Annotated in this window: 19 protein-coding genes; 14 read left to right on the plus strand and 5 right to left on the minus strand. The window is 64.4% G+C overall.

Annotated elements, in window-relative coordinates:
* Positions 1–43: 43 nt before the first annotated feature.
* From art_RS14440 to art_RS14450, 3 genes are all read left to right on the plus strand, one after another.
* Positions 44–1057, plus strand: a complete 1014-nt coding sequence (locus tag art_RS14440) for an NAD(P)-dependent oxidoreductase (protein WP_038465869.1) — start codon at positions 44–46, stop codon at positions 1055–1057.
* Complete coding sequence (locus art_RS14445) at positions 1050–1814, plus strand: MBL fold metallo-hydrolase (RefSeq protein ID WP_052136586.1); 765 nt, start codon at positions 1050–1052, stop codon at positions 1812–1814. The genes art_RS14440 and art_RS14445 overlap by 8 nt, the downstream gene beginning before the upstream one ends.
* Before the next feature lie 93 nt (positions 1815–1907).
* Positions 1908–2849, plus strand: a complete 942-nt coding sequence (locus tag art_RS14450; RefSeq protein WP_038465872.1) for a 3-oxoacyl-[acyl-carrier-protein] synthase III C-terminal domain-containing protein — start codon at positions 1908–1910, stop codon at positions 2847–2849.
* Positions 2850–3074: 225 nt separating this feature from the next.
* On the opposite strand, the gene art_RS14455 is transcribed toward art_RS14450, so the two are convergent.
* The gene (locus art_RS14455; RefSeq protein WP_038465875.1) at positions 3075–3752 is read right to left on the minus strand and encodes a Crp/Fnr family transcriptional regulator; all 678 of its coding nucleotides are present in this window, start codon (positions 3750–3752) and stop codon (positions 3075–3077) included.
* Between the two features lie 239 nt (positions 3753–3991).
* Between art_RS14455 and art_RS14460 the strand changes: the two genes are divergently transcribed.
* A complete protein-coding gene (locus art_RS14460) occupies positions 3992–5176 on the plus strand; it encodes a MarP family serine protease (RefSeq protein ID WP_038465878.1) in 1185 nt (394 codons plus the stop codon).
* A 1-nt stretch (position 5177) separates the two neighbouring features.
* Here the strand turns inward: art_RS14460 and aroQ are convergent, their stop codons facing one another.
* Both aroQ and acs read right to left on the minus strand, forming a co-directional pair.
* On the minus strand, positions 5178–5636 hold the full coding sequence (gene aroQ, locus art_RS14465) for a type II 3-dehydroquinate dehydratase (RefSeq protein ID WP_038465881.1): 459 nt from the start codon (positions 5634–5636) through the stop codon (positions 5178–5180).
* A 101-nt stretch (positions 5637–5737) separates the two neighbouring features.
* Positions 5738–7714 carry an acetate--CoA ligase gene (acs, locus tag art_RS14470; protein ID WP_038465884.1) on the minus strand — a complete coding sequence of 659 codons (1977 nt, stop codon included), beginning with the start codon at positions 7712–7714 and terminating at the stop codon, positions 5738–5740.
* A gap of 357 nt (positions 7715–8071) precedes the next feature.
* On the opposite strand from acs, the gene art_RS14475 reads away from it, so the two are divergent.
* From art_RS14475 to art_RS14485, 3 genes are all read left to right on the plus strand, one after another.
* On the plus strand, positions 8072–9532 hold the full coding sequence (locus art_RS14475) for a hypothetical protein (RefSeq protein WP_052136587.1): 1461 nt from the start codon (positions 8072–8074) through the stop codon (positions 9530–9532).
* A 3-nt stretch (positions 9533–9535) separates the two neighbouring features.
* The gene (gene nth, locus art_RS14480) at positions 9536–10363 is read left to right on the plus strand and encodes an endonuclease III (protein ID WP_038465887.1); all 828 of its coding nucleotides are present in this window, start codon (positions 9536–9538) and stop codon (positions 10361–10363) included.
* Between the two features lie 65 nt (positions 10364–10428).
* Positions 10429–11055 carry a CoA pyrophosphatase gene (locus art_RS14485; RefSeq protein ID WP_082000575.1) on the plus strand — a complete coding sequence of 209 codons (627 nt, stop codon included), beginning with the start codon at positions 10429–10431 and terminating at the stop codon, positions 11053–11055.
* 42 nt (positions 11056–11097) lie between these two features.
* On the opposite strand, the gene art_RS14490 is transcribed toward art_RS14485, so the two are convergent.
* Positions 11098–12789: an amidohydrolase gene (locus art_RS14490; protein WP_082000317.1), complete on the minus strand. Its 1692-nt coding sequence runs from the start codon at positions 12787–12789 to the stop codon at positions 11098–11100.
* A gap of 21 nt (positions 12790–12810) precedes the next feature.
* Positions 12811–14535, minus strand: a complete 1725-nt coding sequence (locus art_RS14495; protein WP_038465891.1) for a bifunctional 3'-5' exonuclease/DNA polymerase — start codon at positions 14533–14535, stop codon at positions 12811–12813.
* Between the two features lie 119 nt (positions 14536–14654).
* On the opposite strand from art_RS14495, the gene ssd reads away from it, so the two are divergent.
* From ssd to art_RS14530, 7 genes are all read left to right on the plus strand, one after another.
* Complete coding sequence (ssd, locus tag art_RS14500; RefSeq protein WP_082000318.1) at positions 14655–15794, plus strand: septum site-determining protein Ssd; 1140 nt, start codon at positions 14655–14657, stop codon at positions 15792–15794.
* The gene (locus art_RS14505) at positions 15791–17074 is read left to right on the plus strand and encodes a TadA family conjugal transfer-associated ATPase (RefSeq protein ID WP_082000319.1); all 1284 of its coding nucleotides are present in this window, start codon (positions 15791–15793) and stop codon (positions 17072–17074) included. The genes ssd and art_RS14505 overlap by 4 nt, the downstream gene beginning before the upstream one ends.
* The gene (locus tag art_RS14510; RefSeq protein ID WP_052136589.1) at positions 17071–17955 is read left to right on the plus strand and encodes a type II secretion system F family protein; all 885 of its coding nucleotides are present in this window, start codon (positions 17071–17073) and stop codon (positions 17953–17955) included. Before art_RS14505 ends, art_RS14510 begins: the two co-directional genes overlap by 4 nt.
* A gap of 116 nt (positions 17956–18071) precedes the next feature.
* Positions 18072–18509 carry a type II secretion system F family protein gene (locus tag art_RS14515; protein ID WP_052136590.1) on the plus strand — a complete coding sequence of 146 codons (438 nt, stop codon included), beginning with the start codon at positions 18072–18074 and terminating at the stop codon, positions 18507–18509.
* A gap of 154 nt (positions 18510–18663) precedes the next feature.
* On the plus strand, positions 18664–18984 hold the full coding sequence (locus tag art_RS14520; RefSeq protein WP_038465895.1) for a DUF4244 domain-containing protein: 321 nt from the start codon (positions 18664–18666) through the stop codon (positions 18982–18984).
* 34 nt (positions 18985–19018) lie between these two features.
* Entirely contained in the window at positions 19019–19489 is a 471-nt protein-coding gene (locus art_RS14525; protein WP_216699540.1) for a TadE family type IV pilus minor pilin, read from the plus strand.
* Positions 19476–19841 carry an Rv3654c family TadE-like protein gene (locus art_RS14530; protein ID WP_082000321.1) on the plus strand — a complete coding sequence of 122 codons (366 nt, stop codon included), beginning with the start codon at positions 19476–19478 and terminating at the stop codon, positions 19839–19841. The genes art_RS14525 and art_RS14530 overlap by 14 nt, the downstream gene beginning before the upstream one ends.
* Positions 19842–19867: the final 26 nt, after the last annotated feature.

A 19867-nucleotide genomic window follows, 5' to 3' on the forward strand; every position in this document is an offset into this window, starting at 1 on the left:
CTGCGCTTACTGTGGTGCCCGCCGGAAGTCCTACCATGGGGACATGACGACTGACTCCCCGGCGCCCCCACCGTCCGTTCTGATCACGGGGGCCACCGGTTTTCTTGGCGGGTATGCAGTCAGTGAATTCCTGGCCCAGGGGTACAAGGTGGTGGCCCACGGCCGCAACCCTGCCGCCTTGGAGCGGCTGAGGGGGATGGGCGCCACCACCGTCGCCGGAGACCTTGCACAGCTGGCCCACATGAAACAGCCTGTGGACGTGGTGGTGCACGCTGCCGCCTTGTCCAGCCCCTGGGGGAAATGGGGGGACTTCAAGGACAGCAATGTTGCAGGAACCCGCCACGTGGTCAGTTTCATGGAACGCAATGCGGTGCCCCGTCTCGTCTTTGTTTCCTCTCCCAGCATCTATGCCGGCAGGGGAGACAAGCTGGCCATCAGGGAAACCCGTCCCATCAGGAGCAAACCGTTGAGCTCCTACATTCGCTCCAAGATCGCTGCCGAGGCATTTCTACAGGAGGCGCACAGTTCCGGCCGGTTGCCTGAACTGTTGACCATCAGGCCGCGGGGAATCATCGGCGCCGGGGATCCCAGCGTCGCCCCACGGCTGCTGCAGGCCTACCGCAAGATTGGTGTCCCCCTTTTCAGGGGCGGGGAGAACCTGGTGGACCTGACGGCAGTGGAGAATGTGGCCCTCGCCCTGCGGCTGGCCGCCGCAGCGCCCAGCGCCAACGGCCAGGTGTACAACATCACGAACGGGCAGCCGCGCCCGTTTAAGGAACTGTTGGAAATCCTGTTCAAGAAGTTGGACCTGCCGCCGCGGTACCTGAAGGCCAATGCCACCGTCTTCTACGGTTTGGGGGCGCTGCTGGAAGGAATCTGCCATGTCGTGCCAGGGCGCCCGGAGCCGCCGCTGAGCAGGTACATGGTCTCCACCATTGCGTATTCACAGACCTTGGACATTACGAGGGCACGCGCCGAGCTGGGTTATGAGCCCCGCGTAGATATTGAACAGGCGCTCGCAGCCTTTGCCACGGAGTACTCTAAAGACCATGCCTAGCGGAGAACTGCGCTATTACGCCTGCGGATACACCACCCACCAGATGAAGCAACTGATGCACGGGCGCCCACGCGAGCGCCGGGTGTTTCCTGCCGGGGTGTTCCTGTATTGCCATCCAGATGGTCGCACGGTGCTGTTCGACACCGGATATGGGCCTGCGACGTGGCGCGCGGGGGTGGCCGGCTTTCTCTACACCCTGCTGCTGCCGCCCCGGATCCGTCCCGGGCAAAGCATCGCCGCCCAGCTGCTCGCCGACGGAATCCCTGTCGAGTCCATCGATTTTGTGGTGCTGTCCCACCTGCACCCGGACCATCTTGGCGGGGTGCGATACTTTCCACAAGCCACCTTTGTGCTCAGCGAAGCCATGCTGGAAACACTGGCCAACGCGAAATTGACGGAAGGGTTCCTGCCGCAGTTGCTGCCGCACTGGTTTCCGGCGGCAGCGAAGCTGGTGGTGGACCCCGGCCAGGGCGAGGTGGACCTTTTGGGCGACGGCAGCTACCGGCTGGTGGACCTGCCCGGCCATGCCAAGGGGCACATGGGAGCCCTGGTGGAAGAACAGGCGCTGCTGGCCGGCGACGCCTCCTGGGGCGAAGACCTGATGGGCTCGGTCCAACAGATTAAGGCCCTGCCCCGCGCCATCAACCACCGGTGGAACGACTACGAACAAACCATCCGGCGGCTGCAGCAGTGGAAAGCGAATGGCGTGAAACTGTACTTCAGCCACGACCACCAGGACCACAAAAAATTGCTGTAATCGCTGAAGAATCTCCCAATAGGCCGCGGAGCGCCTTGGTCGAAGCCCGCCACCCGTGGATACTTGAAAAAGCCCATCGAAAGGGAACCGCTGATGCCTCAAATCCGCAACTGTCGAATTGCCGGATATGGCACCTATCTTCCTGAGCACGTTGTGAAGTTTGGTGCGCAAACCCGCTACAGGGTCTCGGAAGACGAAAGCCAGCTTGGCATGCTCACGGCCGCAGCCAGGGACGCGCTGGACCGGGCGGGCATCAAGGCCGAGGACGTGCAATGCATCATCGGCGCCAGCGCTGCCGGCATCCAGCCGATCCCGTGCACGGCCGCCCTCGTGTTGGAACAGCTTGCGCCATTTGGCGTGGCAGCAGCCTTTGATGTGAACTCCACCTGCACCTCCATGATCACGGCCCTGGACATTGCCTCACGCTACATCGCCGACGGCACCTATGAATCGGTGCTCATCACGGCGGGCGACGTTGGGTCCCGCTTCCTCAACCCGGAGCAGGCGGAAAGCTTCTCGCTCTTTTCCGACGCCGCCGTGGCATTTGTCCTGACGGCCACCGACGATCCGGCCCAGGGTGTGGTGGCAAGCACCCAGCGCACGTGGGCTGCATACGCCCACGACACAGAGATCCGCGGCGGCCTGAGCCGCTCGCCGGCGCAAATGTATGCGGACTCCGACCCCGCCGATTACCTCTTTGACATGAACGGCCGGTCGGCGCTGCGGAACATGCTGACGGTGCTGCCGGAATTCCTGGCAAAATTCCTTGCCACGTCGGGCCTGTCACTGGAAGACATGTCACTGGTGATTCCGCACCAGGCCAGCCCCGCCATCACCATCGCCCTGCGCCGCATCGGCATCCCGCAGGAACAATACATTGACTGGGTTGCTGACATTGGCAACATGGTCTCAGCCTCGGTGGGATACGTGCTGGCCAAGGTCCTGGAACAGGAACGGGTGCGCCGAGGTGACACCGTGATGTTGTTTGGCACCGCGGCCGGGCTGACCGCAAACGCCCTGGTCCTGCGGCTTTAGCTTTCCCAGGCCGGGGATCGCTTAAAGTACGACGGCGGGGGGTCACCTTTGCTGTGAAAGGTGACCTCCCGCCCGTTCGCTGCCTCCCACGGCAGCTCTCTTACCCGCGAGAGGGAACCGCTGATCCCGCGAGTGGTGGGCCCACAGCTCCGAGCAATCGGGTTCTTTGGGCCCCCGCGCCCGAGGGACCCGCTGCGAGGAACGAGCGGTGGGAGGGCGTGGGGACTAGCGGGAGCGCTGGCGCAGGCGGTTCACGTCCAGGATCACCACGGCGCGGGCTTCCAGGCGGAGCCAGCCGCGCTGGACGAACTCGGCCAGGGCCTTGTTGACGGTTTCACGTGAAGCACCGACCAGCTGGGCCAGTTCCTCTTGCGTGAGCTCGTGGGCCACCAGGATGCCGTCGGTGGCGGGGCGGCCAAAGCGGTCGGCGAGGTCCAAGATGGCCTTGGCAACGCGGCCGGGGACATCCGAGAACACCAGGTCGGACAGGTTGTCGTTGGTGCGGCGCAGGCGGCGGGCCAGGGCCTGCAGCAGCTGCATGGACACCTCGGGGCGGTTGCGCAGCAGTGCGTTGAGGGATTCGTTCTTCAAACCGGCCAGGCGGGTTTCGGAAACGGCGGTGGCAGTGGTGCTGCGCGGTGCCGGATCAAAAAGTGCCATTTCGCCGAAGAGCTCGCCCGGGCCCAGGATGGCAACGAGTGATTCGCGGCCGTCCGAGGAGGTGCGGCCCAGCTTGACCTTGCCGGAGACGATGAAATAGAGCTGGTCGCCCTGGTCGCCTTCACGGAAGACCGAAGCTCCGCGGGAAAGATCCACCTCCGCCAGTTCGTCCGTCAATAGGCGGAATGCCTCATCGTCGAGCGTGGCGAATAGTGGTGCCCGTCGTAGTACCTCGATGTCCATGAAAACTCCTTACAGTATGTAGCTATTCAGTAATGACCTAATACTGATTGTTTCAGACCTTTTCCGTTTTTGTGACCAATTTGGCATTACGGGCGTTCGTTGTCAGCATATTGGCAGCTTCAGCGGCCTAAAAGCCCGGTTGTTACTCGGGTTTCCCCGGTAGCATGTGCATTTGGGGCACTGTCCGTGTCCAGCGGATGTTCGTGAGCGGCTTGGGCCGGAGAGGGGCTGGCGCCGCGGTGTTTGGTTTTTCCTGGCTCGATGTGGTGCTGATCCTGTGGCTGCTGTGGCAACTGATTTACGGGCTTAACGTGGGGCTCGTGGTCGCCTTGGGTGGCATTGCAGGCTTCATTGCCGGGGCCGTCGGGGCGTTCTTTGCGGCCCCGTTCGTCAGCCAGTTCGCACCCAGTCCCGGCTGGCGCACCACCATGGTCATTGCCGCCACGATTCTGCTGATAGCTATTGGCCACGCCATCGGCATGCGACTGGGCAGGCTGATTGGGCGCGGTGTCAGGTCCGATTCCATCAAGGCCGTCAATCGGATCATGGGCGGCGCACTCAATGTGGTGGTGAGCGCCCTTGTGATCAGCATGTTGGCCTTCGGTGTCTCCAACCTGGGCATACCGCTGGTGTCCAAACAACTCAGCGACTCTCAAGTGCTGTCCAAGATTGATGCGTGGACCCCGGACCCCGTCAAGGCGGGCGTTGCCCAGATCCGTTCCCTCGTACTGGAAGAGGGCATCCCGGCACTGCTGGACCCGCAGGGGCCCAACGTTGACGTTGCCGCACCGGATGCCGACACCGACACCGATGCATGGAACACCGCGGCGCGGTCGGTCATGAAAATTTCAGGCACCGCGTTCCAATGCGGCCAGAACCAGACCGGCACTGGTTTCGTCATTTCGCCCGGGCGTGTTCTGACCAACGCCCATGTGGTGGCGGGGGTGCCCAACCCGGTGGTGCAAACCCAAGCCCAAGGTGCGTTGCCGGCCCGGGTGGTGTTCTTTGACCCCGTCAAGGACCTGGCCATTCTTGCCGTCGATTCCCTGGCTGCCGCCCCGCTGCCCACCGCCCCCACCGTCGGGGCCGGCACGCCTACAGCCTTCGCCGGCTATCCGCTGGGCGGGCCGCTGCAGCTGCGACCGGCCACGGTGCGCACGTCCGGGCCCATGATGGTGCCGGAGATTTCCGGTGGCCCCTCGTCCCTGCTCGACGTGTACCAGCTGGCCGGGACTGTGCAGTCGGGCAACTCCGGTGGTCCGCTGCTGGATACGGCCGGCAACGTGGTGGGCGTAATTTTCGCCAAGGCCACCACCGCCGAGAATGTGGGCTTTGCCCTGACCATGGAGGAAGCAGGCCCCGTTATTTCGGCGGCGCCGCACCTGAACACGGAAGTGCCGTCCGGCGCCTGCAAGGTTGGCTGAATTACGCCAGACTGTTGTCCAGCGCGCTGACCGCCAGCGCGTAGCCGTGCACCCCTGCGCCAACAATGACGGTGCTGCACACGGCCGACAGGAATGAATGGTGGCGGAATTCCTCGCGCTGGTGGACGTTGGAGATGTGCACCTCCACCGTGGGAAGTTCGACGGCGGAAATTGCGTCCCGCAGTGCCACCGACGTGTGCGTGTAGGCGCCTGCGTTGATGATGATGCCCACGGAGTTGCCGCGCGCCGCATGGATGGCGTCCACCAGGGCGCCCTCATGGTTGGACTGCAGGCAGGTGGTGCTGAAGCCCGCCGCCTCGGCAGCCACAGTGGTGAGTTGTTCGACGTCGGCCAGGGTAGTTGAGCCGTAGATCCCCGGTTCGCGGGTGCCCAGCAGGTTCAGGTTGGGGCCGTTGAGGATCAGCAGGTTGCCGCGGTGCGGTGCAGTCGAAGAGGTCATGGCTTAATAATGCCCCACCAAAACAACTGACCCGCAGAAAAAGGCGAAAATTCACGGGTTTGACGTGTTTTCGCCGTTTTCTGCGGGTCAGATGCAATGAACTAGGCGCGGAGGGACTCTGCGATCTGGTTCATGACGGTGTTGTCGGCCAGGGTTGAGGAGTCGCCTACGGTGCGGCCTTCGGCCACGTCCTTGAGCAGGCGGCGCATGATCTTGCCGGAGCGGGTTTTGGGTAGTTCCGGGACCACCAGGATGGTCTTCGGCTTGGCGATCGGGCCGATCTCCTTGCCCACGTGGTTGCGCAGCGTGGTGACGATGTCGGCATCCTCCACGGCGGAACCGCGCAGGATCACGAACGCTACGACGGCCTGTCCCGTGGTCTCGTCGGCGGCACCAACAACGGCGGCCTCGGCCACTGAGGGGTGGCTGACCAGGGCGGACTCGATCTCCGTGGTGGAGAGGCGGTGTCCCGAGACGTTCATGACATCGTCCACGCGGCCCAGCAGCCAGACGTCGCCGTCATCGTCCCACTTGGCACCGTCACCGGCAAAGTACATGTCATCGAAGCGCGACCAGTACGTGTCCTTGTAGCGTTCGTTGTCGCCCCAGATGCCGCGCAGCATGGCGGGCCAGGGTTCGCGGATCACGAGGTAGCCGCCATGGCCGTGGGCCACCGACTTGCCGAGCTCGTCCACCACGTCAACGGCAATGCCGGGCATCGGGACCTGCGCCGAACCGGGCTTGGTGCTGGTGACGCCGGGCAGCGGGGCCACCATGATGGCGCCGGTTTCGGTCTGCCACCACGTGTCAACGATGGGGGCGTTGTTGCCGCCAATGACGCGGCGGTACCACATCCACGCCTCGGGGTTGATGGGTTCGCCCACCGAACCGAGCAGGCGGATGGAGGAGAGGTCGTACTTGGCGGGGATGTCCTCGCCCCACTTCATGAACGTGCGGATGGCCGTGGGGGCCGTGTACAGGATGGAGACCTTGTACTTCTGAACGATCTCCCAAAAGCGGCCCTGGTGCGGGGAATCCGGGGTGCCCTCATACATGACCTGCGTTGCGCCATTGATGAGCGGCGCATAGGTGACGTAAGAGTGGCCGGTGACCCATCCGACGTCGGCCGTGCACCAGAAAACATCCGTTTCCGGGTGCAGGTCAAACACGGCGCGGTGCGTATAGGCGGTCTGGGTCAGGTAGCCGCCGGTGGTGTGCAGGATGCCCTTGGGCTTGCCCGTGGTGCCGGAGGTGTAGAGGATGAACAGCGGGTGCTCGGCGGCATGCCCGACGGCGGTGTGCTCGGTTGAGGCGGTGCCGACGGTGTCATCCCACCAGACATCGCGGCCCTCGACCCAGTTGACGTCCTGGCCGTTGCGCTTGACGACGACGACGTGCTGCACCGAGTGCCCCGGCGCCGTAAGCGCTTCGTCAACGGCGGGCTTCAGGGCGCTGGGCTTGCCGCGGCGGAACGTGCCATCTGCGGTGATGACGAGCTTGGCCTCGGCGTCGTCGACGCGGCTGCGCAGGGCGTCGGCGGAGAATCCGCCGAAGACCACGGAGTGGATGGCGCCAATGCGGGCGCAGGCGAGGAGGGTGATGACGGCTTCGGGGATCATGGGCAGGTACACGGCCACACGGTCGCCCTTGACCAGGCCCAGCGTTTCAAAGGCGTTCGCGGCCTTCTTGACCTCTTCGGTGAGCTGGGCGTAGGTGTAGGTGCGGGTGTCGCCGGGCTCACCCTCAAAGTGGATGGCGACGCGGTCGCCGTTGCCGGCCTCAACGTGGCGGTCAAGGGCGTTGTAGGCGGCGTTGATTTCGCCGTCCTCAAACCAGGTGGCGAACGGCGGGTTGGTCCAGTCCAAGGTCTTGGTGAAGGGTTTGGACCAGGTTAGGAGTTCGCGGGCCTTCTCGCCCCAGAACGCGGGGCGGTCGGCGTTGGCTTTTGCGTATTCGTCGCCATGAATGATCGCGTTGGCGGCAAATTCGACGCTTGGCGCGAACTGGCGGTTCTCCGTGAGCAGGTTCTCCAGTGCGTCACCGGACTGGTCTGCTGCTGCGGTTGTAACCTCAGACATCTAAAATCCCTTCGTTCCTTCGTTGCAGTTGCCCTGTGAATCTCGCCTGCCCAGCACAACAAACCACAGCATTGGATTGTTTGTGGTGCCGCCGCAAATCGTTGCTAGGGACAACGTTTGTTCCATCTTTAACTGTAGCGCTTTCCGCAGCCGAACGTGTTCGCCGTCACAGGCGCATGGGGCCAGTGGGGTCGTATCTGCGCCCAAGTGCACGGTGGCGCCCCGTCGCGAGCTGTGCGTCGCCTGACCGGCGGCTGTGAATCGGGGCTCTATTATTCTGATTAAGCTGTGGCTTGCTAGTGTTGCCGCCCTGCGGTAACTAGGCTGGGAAACATCGTGACTATGAGGAGTAAGACCATGACGGAGCAACACACGCCAGTAACTCAAGGCACCGCAGACGCTGGGACCCCGGCCGGTGGCACCGCCGTCGTTGGGCCGCTGACCATTCGGGACCTGGCGGTGCTGGGTTCAGTTCTGATCATTTTCATCGCGTCCCTGATCCCGTTGGTGGTGACCCCGGTCGGCAGTTTTAATTTGTGGAACACCACGAACCTGTTCTACGTCGGCATTGGCATGGTCCTGCCACTGGCCACGGGCGCGCTCTTTTTGATCCGCCGGTTCAGCCCGGGCACCAAGCTGCGCCTTGGTTCGCTCTCCCTTGATCAATTTGCCTCCGTTGTGGCCGTGTTTGCCGTCTTCTTCTTCTTTGCCGGCACCGCCACCGACTTCCGTGTCGCCTACCTCGTGGGCTTGATCGGTGCCGTGCTGTTCATGGCTGCCACCACCTGCGCCTCCTGGATTCCGGTGCTCGCCGCCGATTTTGCCGGCCGTGCTGAAACGCCGTCCCACGTTATAGCGCGCGACGCCGTTGCTCCCGGCAAGCGCCCGGCGTCACCCAAGCCCGTGGCCGTCAAACCGATTGTGCCGGGCGCTGCCGCCGGCCAGTTCGGCCAGAAGGCCACGAATGCTGCGGATGCTGCGGGTGATTCGGCTGTCGGTCAGCCGGTCGGCGCTGCCGCCTGGGCAGGCTCCCGGCCCGCCGTTGCCGGCCACACCTCAGCAGGACAGATTTTCACCCCCGCCAAGGACGGGCGTCCGTCCGATGGTGCTGGAACTGACGCTGCAGCTACCTCACCCGCGACGGGTGCTGCTGCCGGAACAGCTGCTGGTGCGTCTGCTGGTACCGCCGGTACTGTCGGTGCTGCCGGAACAGCCGCCGGTGCCGGAGTCACCGGAGCCACCCCGGCAACGTCTTCGGCGACTCCGTCTTCGGCCACCCCAGCTGCCGAAACTTCTGCTGCAGGCGCAGGCTCTGCCGCCAACACCGCCAACAAGGCCGCCAGTGCCACCAATACGGCCGAAGGCACCGCGAACACCGGTGGCATCAGCGCGTCCGGTGCTGCTCACAGGGATCCGGCCGCGAACTCGCAGGGGGTTTCCGCGCAGGAGCCGGCAACCACGATCAATCCCCAGCTGGCCCAGGCACCGCAGGAGGCCGAAGCGGTCCAGCCAGCCGCCGCGCAAGCGCCAGCAGCCGTCGCGGAAGCAGCGGCCCCGGCCAAGGAAAGCATTGCGGCGACCGTCGACCCCAAGGCTGCGGCGCCTGCCGTGATCGCAGAACCGTTCTGGTTCGCCGTCGACCGTCCGCAAAACGTTATCGACGAGAACACCCGCCAGTTCATTTACAAGCTGACGCCGGGCTCGTGGATTTTGGCCCTGGAAGACCGCGGAAACAGTTTCCTTGTCCAGGACGGCCACGGCAAGACGGGTGTTTTGCTCGACCTCGTCGGGATTGAGCGCGCCTCAGACAGCCAATAGCAGGTGAGCGTGGCGGGGCAGGAAACGGCGCTGGGACTCAAGCGCCGGGCCCGGAAAATCAATCGCGAGCTGGCGCAGCTGTACCCCTATGCCCATGCCGAGCTCGATTTCCGCAACCCCTTTGAGCTGTTGGTGGCCACGGTCCTCTCCGCACAGACCACCGACATCCGCGTCAACGCCGTCACTCCGGCACTCTTTGCCCGCTTCCCCACACCGCTGGCGATGGCCCAGGCTCACAGCCTTGAGGTGGAAGAGCTGATCAGGTCAACCGGATTTTTTCGGGCCAAGGCTGCGAACCTGCTGGCCCTGGCCAACCGCCTGGTGGATGAGTACGACGGCGTGGTCCCCGGATCCCTTGATGATCTCGTCACGCTCCCGGGAGTCGGGCGAAAAACCGCCAACGTGGTGCTCGGGAATGCCTTTGGCGTTCCGGGCATCACGGTTGACACCCACTTCATCCGGTTGGCGCGGCGCTTTGGCTGGACCGAGTCCACAGATCCGGTCCGGATCGAGGCCGACGTGGCGGCGTTGTTTGAAGCCAAGGACTGGACCATGGTGTCGCACCGGGTGGTGTTTCACGGCCGACGCATTTGCCACGCACGGAACCCAGCATGCGGGGCCTGCCCCATCGCCCACCTGTGTCCCGCCTATGGTGATGGTGAAGTTGACCCGGTCAAGGCGGCAAAGCTGCTGAAATACGAGCTTGCGCCCGGACAAGAAGAACTTTTGGCCAAGATGCTCGCCGATGTGGACAATGCCGCGGCGTACCGCCAGGAATCCCAATTGGCGGCACGGAACGCGGACGCGCCATCCGGGGAACCCCGCCGGTGAGTGCGTATTCAGACCTGGCAGCCTTGGCCGGAAAGGCTGCGGACACCGCTGCGCTTCCCGAGTCCATGCGGCTGGGACGGGCCTCGTTGTGGCAGCTGCCCATGGACGGCGCAACAGCCCGCAAGGCTGCCGTATTGCTGTTGTTCGGAGCCCTGGACGACGTCCCGGCCGCCTCCGCCAAGCCGCTGGCTTCGGCCGATCTGGACATCCTGTTGATCGAACGGGCTGCAACCTTGAACGACCACCCGGGCCAGGTGGCCTTCCCTGGCGGTGGCGTGGATCCTGGGGATTCCTCGATAGAGGCTGCTGCCTTGCGCGAGGCCGAGGAAGAGACAGGACTGGATCCCCACGGCGTCGAGGTCCTGGGGGTGCTGCCTGAGGTTCCCCTGCCCGTGAGCAACTTCATGGTCACTCCCGTGGTTGGCTGGTGGACGCGGCAAACGCCAGTCGACGTGGTTGACTATGGCGAATCAGCCCAGGTTTTCAGGGTGCCCGTGCGTGATCTGCTGGACCCGGAAAACCGCTATACGGCCGTCTTGGCCCGTGACGGGCACAGCTATCGCGGCCCGGCGTTCGTTGTCAACGACGTGGTGGTTTGGGGGTTCACGGCGGGAATCCTGCACTACGTGTTCCAGGAGCTCGGCTGGGCCGTGCCCTGGGACGAGCAACGGGAAATCCCCGCCCCGATCTAGCCTCATTTTTCTGCCGCCGCATGGTTTGTGACGGCTGGTTTCCTAATTGGAGCAGCGGAAGATCGCGACACCTTCCTTGATGGTTTCCAAAACTTTGATGTCTTGGAGATGCGCCGCACCTACCGTGAGGGGATCGGCGTCGAGCATGACAAGGTCAGCCAACATGCCAACCTTGAGCGCCCCCTTCCGGTTCTCCTCGAAGATTTGGTATGCGGGGCCAGTGGTGAGCGCCGCCAACGCCTGGTAGGCGTTGACGCGTTCCGCCGGGCCGAGGGTGTGTCCAGTGCGGCTGTTGCGGGTCATTGCCGTGACCATCATAAAAAGGGGGTCGACGGCTGTCACCGGGAAGTCGCTGTGGTTTGAAACGATCAGGCCACTGTCCATGGCGGATTTGAGGGGGCTGATGAAGGATGCCTTGGCCTCACCAACATTGGCCCGGTGCACGTCTCCCCAAAAGAAGGTGTGATTGGTGAAATAGCTGGGCGTAATTCCCAGTCGAAGATAGTCTGGCAGATGATCCGGGCGTTGAAATTGTGAGTGGATGGCCACGGTCCGTGCGTCATCGGCGGCGGTGGTGCCAGCAAGCTCGAGAGCCTGGATGAGCTGGTCGATGGCGGCATCACCATTGACATGGGCATGCACCTGAACACCGTGGTTGAGGCAATTTTGGATGATGGCGGCGAACGTTTGAAAGGGCATCATGGGTTCCCCGCACCAGTCCGGACGGCCATCCAGGCCGCCTGTTAGATAGGGCTGGCTCATGAATGCTGTGCGGCCTTGCGGGGAACCATCTTGAAGAATCTTCAGCCCGGCAATCTTGAAGCCATTGTGGTAGCTGCCCGTGGGGAAGTCAGGATTTTCCAGCCATTGTCCGGCCTCGGCGAAGGACCCCAGCGCGGCGATGTCGAGGTACAGAAGTCCTGCCGCTCCCGCATCTTGGTACAGCTGGAGATCCGCGACGGAGGCAAAACCATCCTGGGCGTGGGTATATCCGCGCGAGGCGTAAGCCTGTTGGGCGGCATCCATCAGCGCCAACTTTTCCTGCGCTGCCGGGGTCGGCAGCTTCGAGGCAACCAGCTCCATGTACGCCGTCTCCATCAGAAGCCCGGCAGGTTCCTGTGAACCTGGCACCCGCGCGATGACGCCCCCTGCCGGGGTTGGTGTGGTTGCGTCGATGCCGGCCCACGCCAGGGCAGCCGAATTCAGGACAACCCCGTGGCTTGAAACATGGACGAGCATGACCAATTGGTCCGGGAAATGGGCGTCAAGGTCCGCTGCTGTGATGTGTCTTTTTTCGGTCAGTGCTTCCTGGTCGTAGCCGTAGCCGACCAGCCACTCGCCAGCGTCGATGCCGCGGCGCCTGCGGTGCTGGTCCAGGGCCGCCACCACCGCTTCGATGTTGGCACAGCCGCCCATCGGTGGAGGCCCAACATTGGCCTTGCCCGCAAGATCAAACGTGGCTTGAAAATGGCTGTGTGCATCGATGAAACCCGGCAGGAGTGCCGCCCCGGCCAAATCCCTGCCTTTGGCAGCAGGGAAGCGTTTAGTGGCTTGTTCAGTGGCGCCGGCAAAGACGATTCGGCCGCCTCTGATCACCAACGATTCGACGTATTCTGGCGCCGGTCCGTCCATCGTGAGAATACGGCCGTTGCTGAAATGGATGTCAGGGTGCTCGCCCCTGTTGCCGTGGGCAAGTGCAAGCGGGTTCGTGGGACTTTTGGTGCTGGTGTCCATCTTATTTGCCTTTCATGTTGTCTATTTTGCGTCGGCGTAGCACTGCTCAACAACGACATTGACAGGAAATTCCAGCGGAATCTTCCCAAAAATCAGCTCAGTTGCGGCTTGGGAAGACGCATGGAGAAGTTGGCTAACTTCCTCCACCAGGTTGAGCGGGCAATGCACCACCACCTCGTCGTGCAGGAACGCCACCAATTCCGGTGTGCTGTGCGCGGGCGTTCCCACGGTGGCGGGGGAGGCGGCCGCCAAAGCCCGCAGCCGCCGTCGTAATTCAGCCAGCCAGCAGCACGCCCATTCGGCAGCTGTTCCCTGCACCACAAAATTGCGGGTGAACCGGCCGCGGGACCGGGCAGCCGACTCGGCACGGCGCTGTTCCTCGGCCGTGGAGCTGCGCTGGCTTGCCAGCCACTCCTGGGAAACAGGCGGAGTGCTGCGGCCCAAATGGGTGCTGACGCGTTCGCCGCGTTCACCTGCACGGGCGGCCTCTTCCACAAAGTCCAGGGCGCGCGGGTACATGCGGGCCAGCTGTGGGACAAGCCGGCCGGACTCTCCCGTGGTGGCACCGTAAATGGCGCCAAGCAGGGCAATTTTTGCCATGCCGCGATCACCGCCGAAGCCTTGGGCTGCGATGCCGGCATAGAGGTCCTTGTTGTGGCCGGCAGCGTCCTGCCCGGCCGCGGCCATGGCCGAGTCCTGGGCGAGTGCCGCCAGGACCCGTGGTTCCAGTTGGGCGGCGTCGGCAACAACGAACGTGTAGCCGGGATCTGCCACGGCTGCACTCCTGATTTGTGCGGGGATCTGCATGGCCCCGCCGCCCCGGGAAGCCCAGCGTCCTGAAACGACCCCGCCCACCTCATACTCGGAATGGAAGCGGTCATTGTGGACCCACTGTTCGAGCCAGTTCCAGCCGTTCGTGGTGAACAGTCGACTGAGTTTTCGATACCTGAGCAGCGGTTCAATGGCAGGGTGCTTGAATTCCATGAGCTCCCAGCTGCGGGTGGACTTCGCGTCAATGCCGGCCCGGTGCAGGGCCTTGATGAGGTCCTGCGGGGAGTCGGGATTCAGCGAAGGGGCGTTGAGGGCGGTGCGCAGCTGCCCGGCCAGAGCCTCCAGTTTTTCAGGGCGTGCATGGTTGGTGGGTTCAGGACCGAGCAGATCATCGAGCAACCTCCTGTGTAGGTGTTCCCGCCATGGGATACCTACATACTGCATCTCCGCAGCGACCAATGCACCAGCAGATTCTGCAATGAGCAAAAGTGTGAGCCTGGCTGGGTGTGTGGAGGAATGAATGGCCGTTTTTTGGGCTGCCAGTTCCCGGAAAACCGTGTCCAGATCCCACGCCGCAGCGACATGGCTGGCGGCGGGGGCGTCAAACAAGCTGTCCTGGCCGCTGGGAACGCTCATTGAGGGAGGGGCAGACGCGATGTTTTCCGGCGGCAGTTCATTGGCCTGCCCGGCATAATCGGTGGCTGCCGCAAATTCAGAGAACAGCAAAATGCGTTGGCACAGCGCCAGGTCGTGGCATTTTTCAACCCGGACCTGTGCGGCGAGAAGTTGCGGGTACCAATTGGCGGCACGGTCCCACACCCAGCGTGGCTGGTGGGCCTTTTCCAGTTCCTGGACGGTGTCTGCAAGCTGCTCCCGCGGCACCGTTCGGGCGGCGGTGGCGGGGGCACCGTCGTCGTGCCTGAGCTGAACCACGGCAGTGGAATTGTCAGGGCCGGCGGCTAGCAGTGCGTACATAAATTCTATTCTCCACTGGCTGGGGAAGAATTCCTCCACAGCCGCGCCTGCCGTCCGAGATCTCCACATTTTCACCCAGGCGTGTGGCATCTGCTGCGACGGGAGTCCACTGTGGCTATATGAGAACTCGCCTCAAGCCTCCCCGCGGCGCGGCGACGCAAGCATGGTTGCCGCGCCGCGACACCACCGTGTTGCTGTTGTCTGCCGCCACCGAGCTCCAAGGCGCCGTGGGTCGGGTGTGTGCGGCAGCCGCCGTCGAACTTATCATTGCCGAGACCCTGGATCTCGTGGCCGGGCGGTGGGATGACGTGGCAGCGGTGTTGTTGGATGCCAGCATCGCCGCCCCGGAAGTGGGGCTCACGGGGTGGAACGGGCCCACCGTGATCGTTGGATTTGCCCAGGACGGCGCGCGGGTGTGGCAGCGGGCTGAACAGCAACGAGCCGACAGGGTGGCCATTCTCCCGGAATCGGCGCCGTGGCTGGCCAACTATTTGGGCCGCCTGCGAAACCCCGCCCCCGGGGCAGCAATGGTGGGGGTCATCGGTGCCAGCGGCGGCGTCGGGGCATCCACCTTGGCCATTTTGTTGGCAGCGGAGGCGGCGGCGCGCGGCACCCGGACATTGCTGGTGGACGGGGATGAATGGGGCGGCGGGCTCAGTACCGCGTTATCGGCGCAGCACGTTCCGGGACTGCGCTGGCCGGACTTATTGCGCACCTCCGGAACCATCAACCCCGAACAGTTGGCCGCGTCCTTGCCCCAACTGGGCGCCGTGGCCATGCTGTCGTGGCCCAGCTCGGTCCAAGCTGATGCGCCGCCTCAAACACCTGCTGCTGTGGGAGAGGTTGTGAGGGCGGCCAAGGCGGCCTACGGGCTGGTGGTTGTTGACGTTGCGCGCAACCCGGCGTCGCTTGCGTCCTTGGCACCGCACTGCCACGGCCTAGCCATCGTGGTGCCCGCCCAGGTTCGCGCGGCAGCGGCAACCCTGGCCCTGATGCCACATCTGCCACCCATGCCGTTGGCTGCGGTGGTGCGTGGACCGCTCGGTGAAGGACTTGATGCGGCCATGGTGGCCGGCACTGTCGGCCTGCCTCTGGCGGGCCAACTTCCGCACGTGCCCAGGGTGGCGGAGGCACTCGCATCCCAGCATGTGGGTGAGCTATTACGACGCCGGACGGTGCGGACATTGCTATCCAACCTTCTGTCGTGGCTGGCAGGGGACTCCTCCGGGACTGGACAGGGCGGGAGGCGCCAGCCATGAGTGCCCAGGCCCGGCCCGAGCATGGAAGAGCGGACGGCTGGGGTGCGGTGGATCCCCAGCTGCTTGAAGAGGTGCGGCGCAGTGTCTTGGCACAGAGCGGGCCCGTCACGGATCTGCAGGTGGCCGCGGCGGTGCGGGAAAGTGGGCGGTTGCTGGGCACGGCCGGGTCGCTGGTGGCGATGGAGAGGATTTCAGCTGAACTCAACGGCTTGGGTCCGCTGCAGGGCCTGGTCAAGGACCCCGCCGTCACCGATATATTTGTCAACGCCCCGAATTCGGTGTGGCTGGATCGCGGTGCCGGCCCGGAACGCGTGGCGGTGACGTTTCTCAACGAGGCCGAGTTGCGGGCGCTCGCCGTGCGGCTCGTTGCCAGCGGGGGGCGCAGGCTCGACGAAAGCAGCCCCTGCGTCGATGTGAAAATCCATGGCGGCTATCGGGTCCATGCGGTGCTGCCGCCCATCTCCGCTGCGGGAACGCTGCTCTCGATCCGCATCAAGCGTAAAACGTCCCTGACATTGGCGGACATGGTGGACCAGGGGAGCGTGGATCCGCGGCTGGCCAACGTCCTGCGCGCAGTCATTGCGCGGCGGCTGAATTTCCTCATCAGCGGGGCCACAGGGGCGGGAAAAACCACCCTGCTCTCAACACTTTTGGCGTTGTGTCCGGCGCAGGAACGGCTTGTCCTGATAGAGGATGCGGCCGAACTGGAGCCAGCACATCCGCACGTCCTCACCTTGGAAGCCCGCCACGAAAATGCCGAGGGTGCCGGCACAGTGGACCTGGCCGAGCTGGTCCGCCAGGCACTCCGGATGAATCCGGGCAGGCTCATCGTTGGCGAATGCCGGGGCAGTGAAGTGCGCGAGCTGCTGATGGCCATGAACACCGGCCACAGTGGCGGCGGCGGCACCATTCATGCAAACAGTGCCCGTGATCTCCCAGCCAGGCTGGCGGCGCTGGGTGCACTGGCCATGATGAGTCCGGAGGCGGTCTTCCTGCAGGGTGCCAGTGCACTGGATGCGGTGATCCATGTGGCACGGGTCAACGGCCAACGGGTGGTTGCCGAGATCGCCGTGGTGGACCTGCGCAACGGCAGACTCGAAGTGGTGCCGGCATTGACGTTGGCCACCGGGGAGGCAACGGGGGCGGCTGCGCCGGGGGCTGCTGGGGAGGCTGGGCTGAGCGAAGGTCCTGGCTGGCCCCCGCTGGCAGCGAGACTGGGACTTGGCCCGGAAGCCGAACATGTAGGCGAGCTTTCACGCCAACCCTGGGGTCGGCCATGACTGCGCTGCTGATTTTTGCGCTCGCCGCAACGGCCTGCGCCCTGTTCGGCTTCCATGGACGGCAATGGTGGGCAGCTGCCCATGACGGCGGCCCCGACCCGCCCGGCAGGAGGGCACGCCACCAGGCTCACCCCGTGGAGGCGCTGCCACGGCTGGTGCGACAGCTGGCGGCCCTGTTGGCCGCCGGCCGCACGGGGCCAACCCTTTGGCAGTCCATGGCCCATGTCCTGGCCATGCAACACGAGCGGGTGCAGGACAGCGTGCACAAAAAACCGCGCGGCTCCCCAGCAGCGCCGCGCCCACAACGCTCCAACACTGAATCCCCAGGCTCGCGCAGCATGCCCGGACCCGGAACCAGCAGGGATACTGACGCCACACTCCTGCTGGTCATCTCCGTGCAGCGGGCCAGCGAACTGGGATTGCCCACGGCAACGGCCATACGAGCCTCCTGCCACACGGTGCCCACCACGATCCGCAGGGTTGGTGGCGCAGCAGGCCAAGGGGCACTTACCCCGGAGCAACGGCGCCTGTGGCTGGACATTGCCGCCTGTTTTGAGGTGTGCGAGGCCAGCGGAGCACCCGTGGCCGCCGTGTTGGAACGGCTGGCCGGAACCCTGGAAGCCGACCACGATGCTGCCGCGCAGCGGGAAACTGCGCTCGCAGGACCCCGCGCCACAGTCCGACTTCTGGGCTGGCTGCCCCTGGTAGGGCTGGGATTGGGCATGCTCATGGGAGTTGACCCGCTGGGTGCCCTCCTGGGCAGCCCCATCGGCTGGTCGGTGCTTGCCGCCGGCGCCGGATTCGCAGCGGTGGGCAGGTTCTGGTCGGCGAGGATGATCAGGCATGCTGCGGGCCCCGCCCCAACTTCATCCCGGAGGTAACCATGGGCGCACTGATGGTATTTATCATCGCCGCAACAGCCGTCATGGTGTTGTGGGGGCGAAGTCCCATTGCGCGGAGGGGGTCCGGGGCACCTAAGGGAGGCCCCACGTCGACCATGTCCAGTGAGGTGGTATCGGTGCCGCTGCTGCTTGAACTGTTGGGGACGGCGCTGGACTCCGGGCTCACCATTCAGGGCGCCCTGCAAGTGGTGGCCGAGGTAGCGGAGGAAACGATGCGCAAGAGTCTGCTGCGGGTGGTGGCAGGGCTCCAGATTGGTGCCTCATGGCAAGACTCATGGGCGGGCAATCTTGTTGATCGGGACATCGCGCAAATCCATGATGCCCTGAGCTTTGGTGCACTGACGGGCGCCTCGGCGGCCCCGCTGCTCTACGCCCAAGCCCAGCACTACCGAACGGCGGCCGCGCGAAATGCGCAGAAACGGGCTGCGGCATTGGGTGTGAAGCTCGTGTTGCCGCTGGGACTGTGCTCGTTGCCGGCGTTCATCGCGGTGGGTGTTGTGCCGGTGGTGATGGCCATGATTCCGGCGCTGTAGCCCTATTCATTCATCCACAGGCCACGCTGCCCCGGGAGTAGTCCACTAAACCGCAAAAGGGGCTTTTGCGGCGCTCGAGGCAGGCGGAGAGTGGATTGACCCAAGCTTGGCGGTTGCGGCCGCCAAACACCAGCAATCGAATCAAGGAGTTGACATGAACAGCTTTGAAACGGCCAGCGGAAGCGCACCTGACGCCGAGCGTGCCCTCGAGACGCAGAACGTCACCGAGATCTTCCCCGGGGCAAGCCAAAAGGCGCACGTGGTGAACCGCGCGGCCCGCCCGCGTGCAGCAAACGGCTTGCGGAAGGAGGCGAAGTGGGCCAAGAACGGGATGGAAGCCGGGATGGCAACGGCAGAATACGCCATCGCCACGCTGGCGGCCGTTGGATTCGCCGGCCTGCTGGTCGTCATCCTTAAAAGTGATGAGGTGCGTGGCTTTCTGCTGAACATCATCCGCACCGCGTTGAGCTTTTAGACGCCCGTAAGGGCCCACAGTCAGGAGGTGCACGGTGAACCCCACTCGTGAGAAGGACCGCATGCGCGGCTCGGCGACCGCAGAGTTGGCCGTGGTGCTTCCTGCCATCACGGTGCTGTTGGCCGTGCTCCTACTCAGTGTTTCGGGGGGCCTGCTGCAGCTGCGGCTGGAGGAAGGAGCCAGGGCCGGGGCGAGGGCCTTGGCCAGGGGAGACTCCTCGGAGCAGGTCTTGGCCATCGTTTCGCGGGTGTCGGGGGCGAACACCACGGCCTCGATCGGCGCCTCCGCAGGCTTTGCCACCGTCACGGTCGAAGGCCGGGTGGGCGGGGTGTTGTCCGGCCTGGTGCCATGGACGCAAGCCGCCCAGGCAAGCACCCGGCTTGAAAACGCCTCGGCCCTGGCGGCTGCCACTTTTTCAGCCGTGGCGTCAGCAAGGGGCTACGCTCTGGTTGTTCCCGGGTGCCCCGCCGCAGCCACCGTGGCAGGGGATCATGGTCAAGGATGAGCGGGGTACAGGGACGGTGCTGGGCGTCGGCCTGGCGCTGGCCATCTTGCTGCTCATGGCCCTTGTTTTGGGGCTGGGACAGGCTGCTGTTGCTGCTGCAAAGGCAGCAACAGCGGCGGATCTCTCAGCTCTTGCGGCCGCTGACGCGTACAGGGGACTGAGCGAGGGAGATGCCTGCCAGAGAGCAGCAGAAGTATCACTTCAGAACGGGGCCCAGCTGCTGGAATGCACATTGCATCCCGACATGTCAGTCCGGGTGGCAGTGGCCGTCAGGACCACCCTGCCATGGGCGGCGCATGGCCAAGCACGGGCAGGATCGCCAGCGGATGACGTCCGGCCGGGTCAGCCCTGATCACATCCATCAGTGGAGTGGTTGTC

The organism is Arthrobacter sp. PAMC 25486 (genome assembly GCF_000785535.1).
GTDB lineage: Bacteria > Actinomycetota > Actinomycetes > Actinomycetales > Micrococcaceae > Specibacter.

Excerpts from the sequence above, each read along its gene's own strand:
- art_RS14440 (WP_038465869.1), top strand. The coding sequence starts at position 44 with ATGACGACTGACTCCCCGGCGCCCCCACCGTCCGTTCTGATCACGGGG.
- art_RS14445 (WP_052136586.1), top strand. The coding sequence starts at position 1,050 with ATGCCTAGCGGAGAACTGCGCTATTACGCCTGCGGATACACCACCCAC.
- art_RS14450 (WP_038465872.1), top strand. The coding sequence starts at position 1,908 with ATGCCTCAAATCCGCAACTGTCGAATTGCCGGATATGGCACCTATCTT.
- art_RS14455 (WP_038465875.1), bottom strand. The coding sequence starts at position 3,752 with ATGGACATCGAGGTACTACGACGGGCACCACTATTCGCCACGCTCGAC.
- aroQ (WP_038465881.1), bottom strand. The coding sequence starts at position 5,636 with ATGACCTCTTCGACTGCACCGCACCGCGGCAACCTGCTGATCCTCAAC.
- acs (WP_038465884.1), bottom strand. The coding sequence starts at position 7,714 with ATGTCTGAGGTTACAACCGCAGCAGCAGACCAGTCCGGTGACGCACTG.
- art_RS14475 (WP_052136587.1), top strand. The coding sequence starts at position 8,072 with ATGACGGAGCAACACACGCCAGTAACTCAAGGCACCGCAGACGCTGGG.
- art_RS14485 (WP_082000575.1), top strand. The coding sequence starts at position 10,429 with ATGCGGCTGGGACGGGCCTCGTTGTGGCAGCTGCCCATGGACGGCGCA.
- art_RS14490 (WP_082000317.1), bottom strand. The coding sequence starts at position 12,789 with ATGGACACCAGCACCAAAAGTCCCACGAACCCGCTTGCACTTGCCCAC.
- art_RS14495 (WP_038465891.1), bottom strand. The coding sequence starts at position 14,535 with ATGTACGCACTGCTAGCCGCCGGCCCTGACAATTCCACTGCCGTGGTT.
- ssd (WP_082000318.1), top strand. The coding sequence starts at position 14,655 with ATGAGAACTCGCCTCAAGCCTCCCCGCGGCGCGGCGACGCAAGCATGG.
- art_RS14505 (WP_082000319.1), top strand. The coding sequence starts at position 15,791 with ATGAGTGCCCAGGCCCGGCCCGAGCATGGAAGAGCGGACGGCTGGGGT.
- art_RS14510 (WP_052136589.1), top strand. The coding sequence starts at position 17,071 with ATGACTGCGCTGCTGATTTTTGCGCTCGCCGCAACGGCCTGCGCCCTG.
- art_RS14515 (WP_052136590.1), top strand. The coding sequence starts at position 18,072 with ATGTCCAGTGAGGTGGTATCGGTGCCGCTGCTGCTTGAACTGTTGGGG.
- art_RS14520 (WP_038465895.1), top strand. The coding sequence starts at position 18,664 with ATGAACAGCTTTGAAACGGCCAGCGGAAGCGCACCTGACGCCGAGCGT.
- art_RS14530 (WP_082000321.1), top strand. The coding sequence starts at position 19,476 with ATGGTCAAGGATGAGCGGGGTACAGGGACGGTGCTGGGCGTCGGCCTG.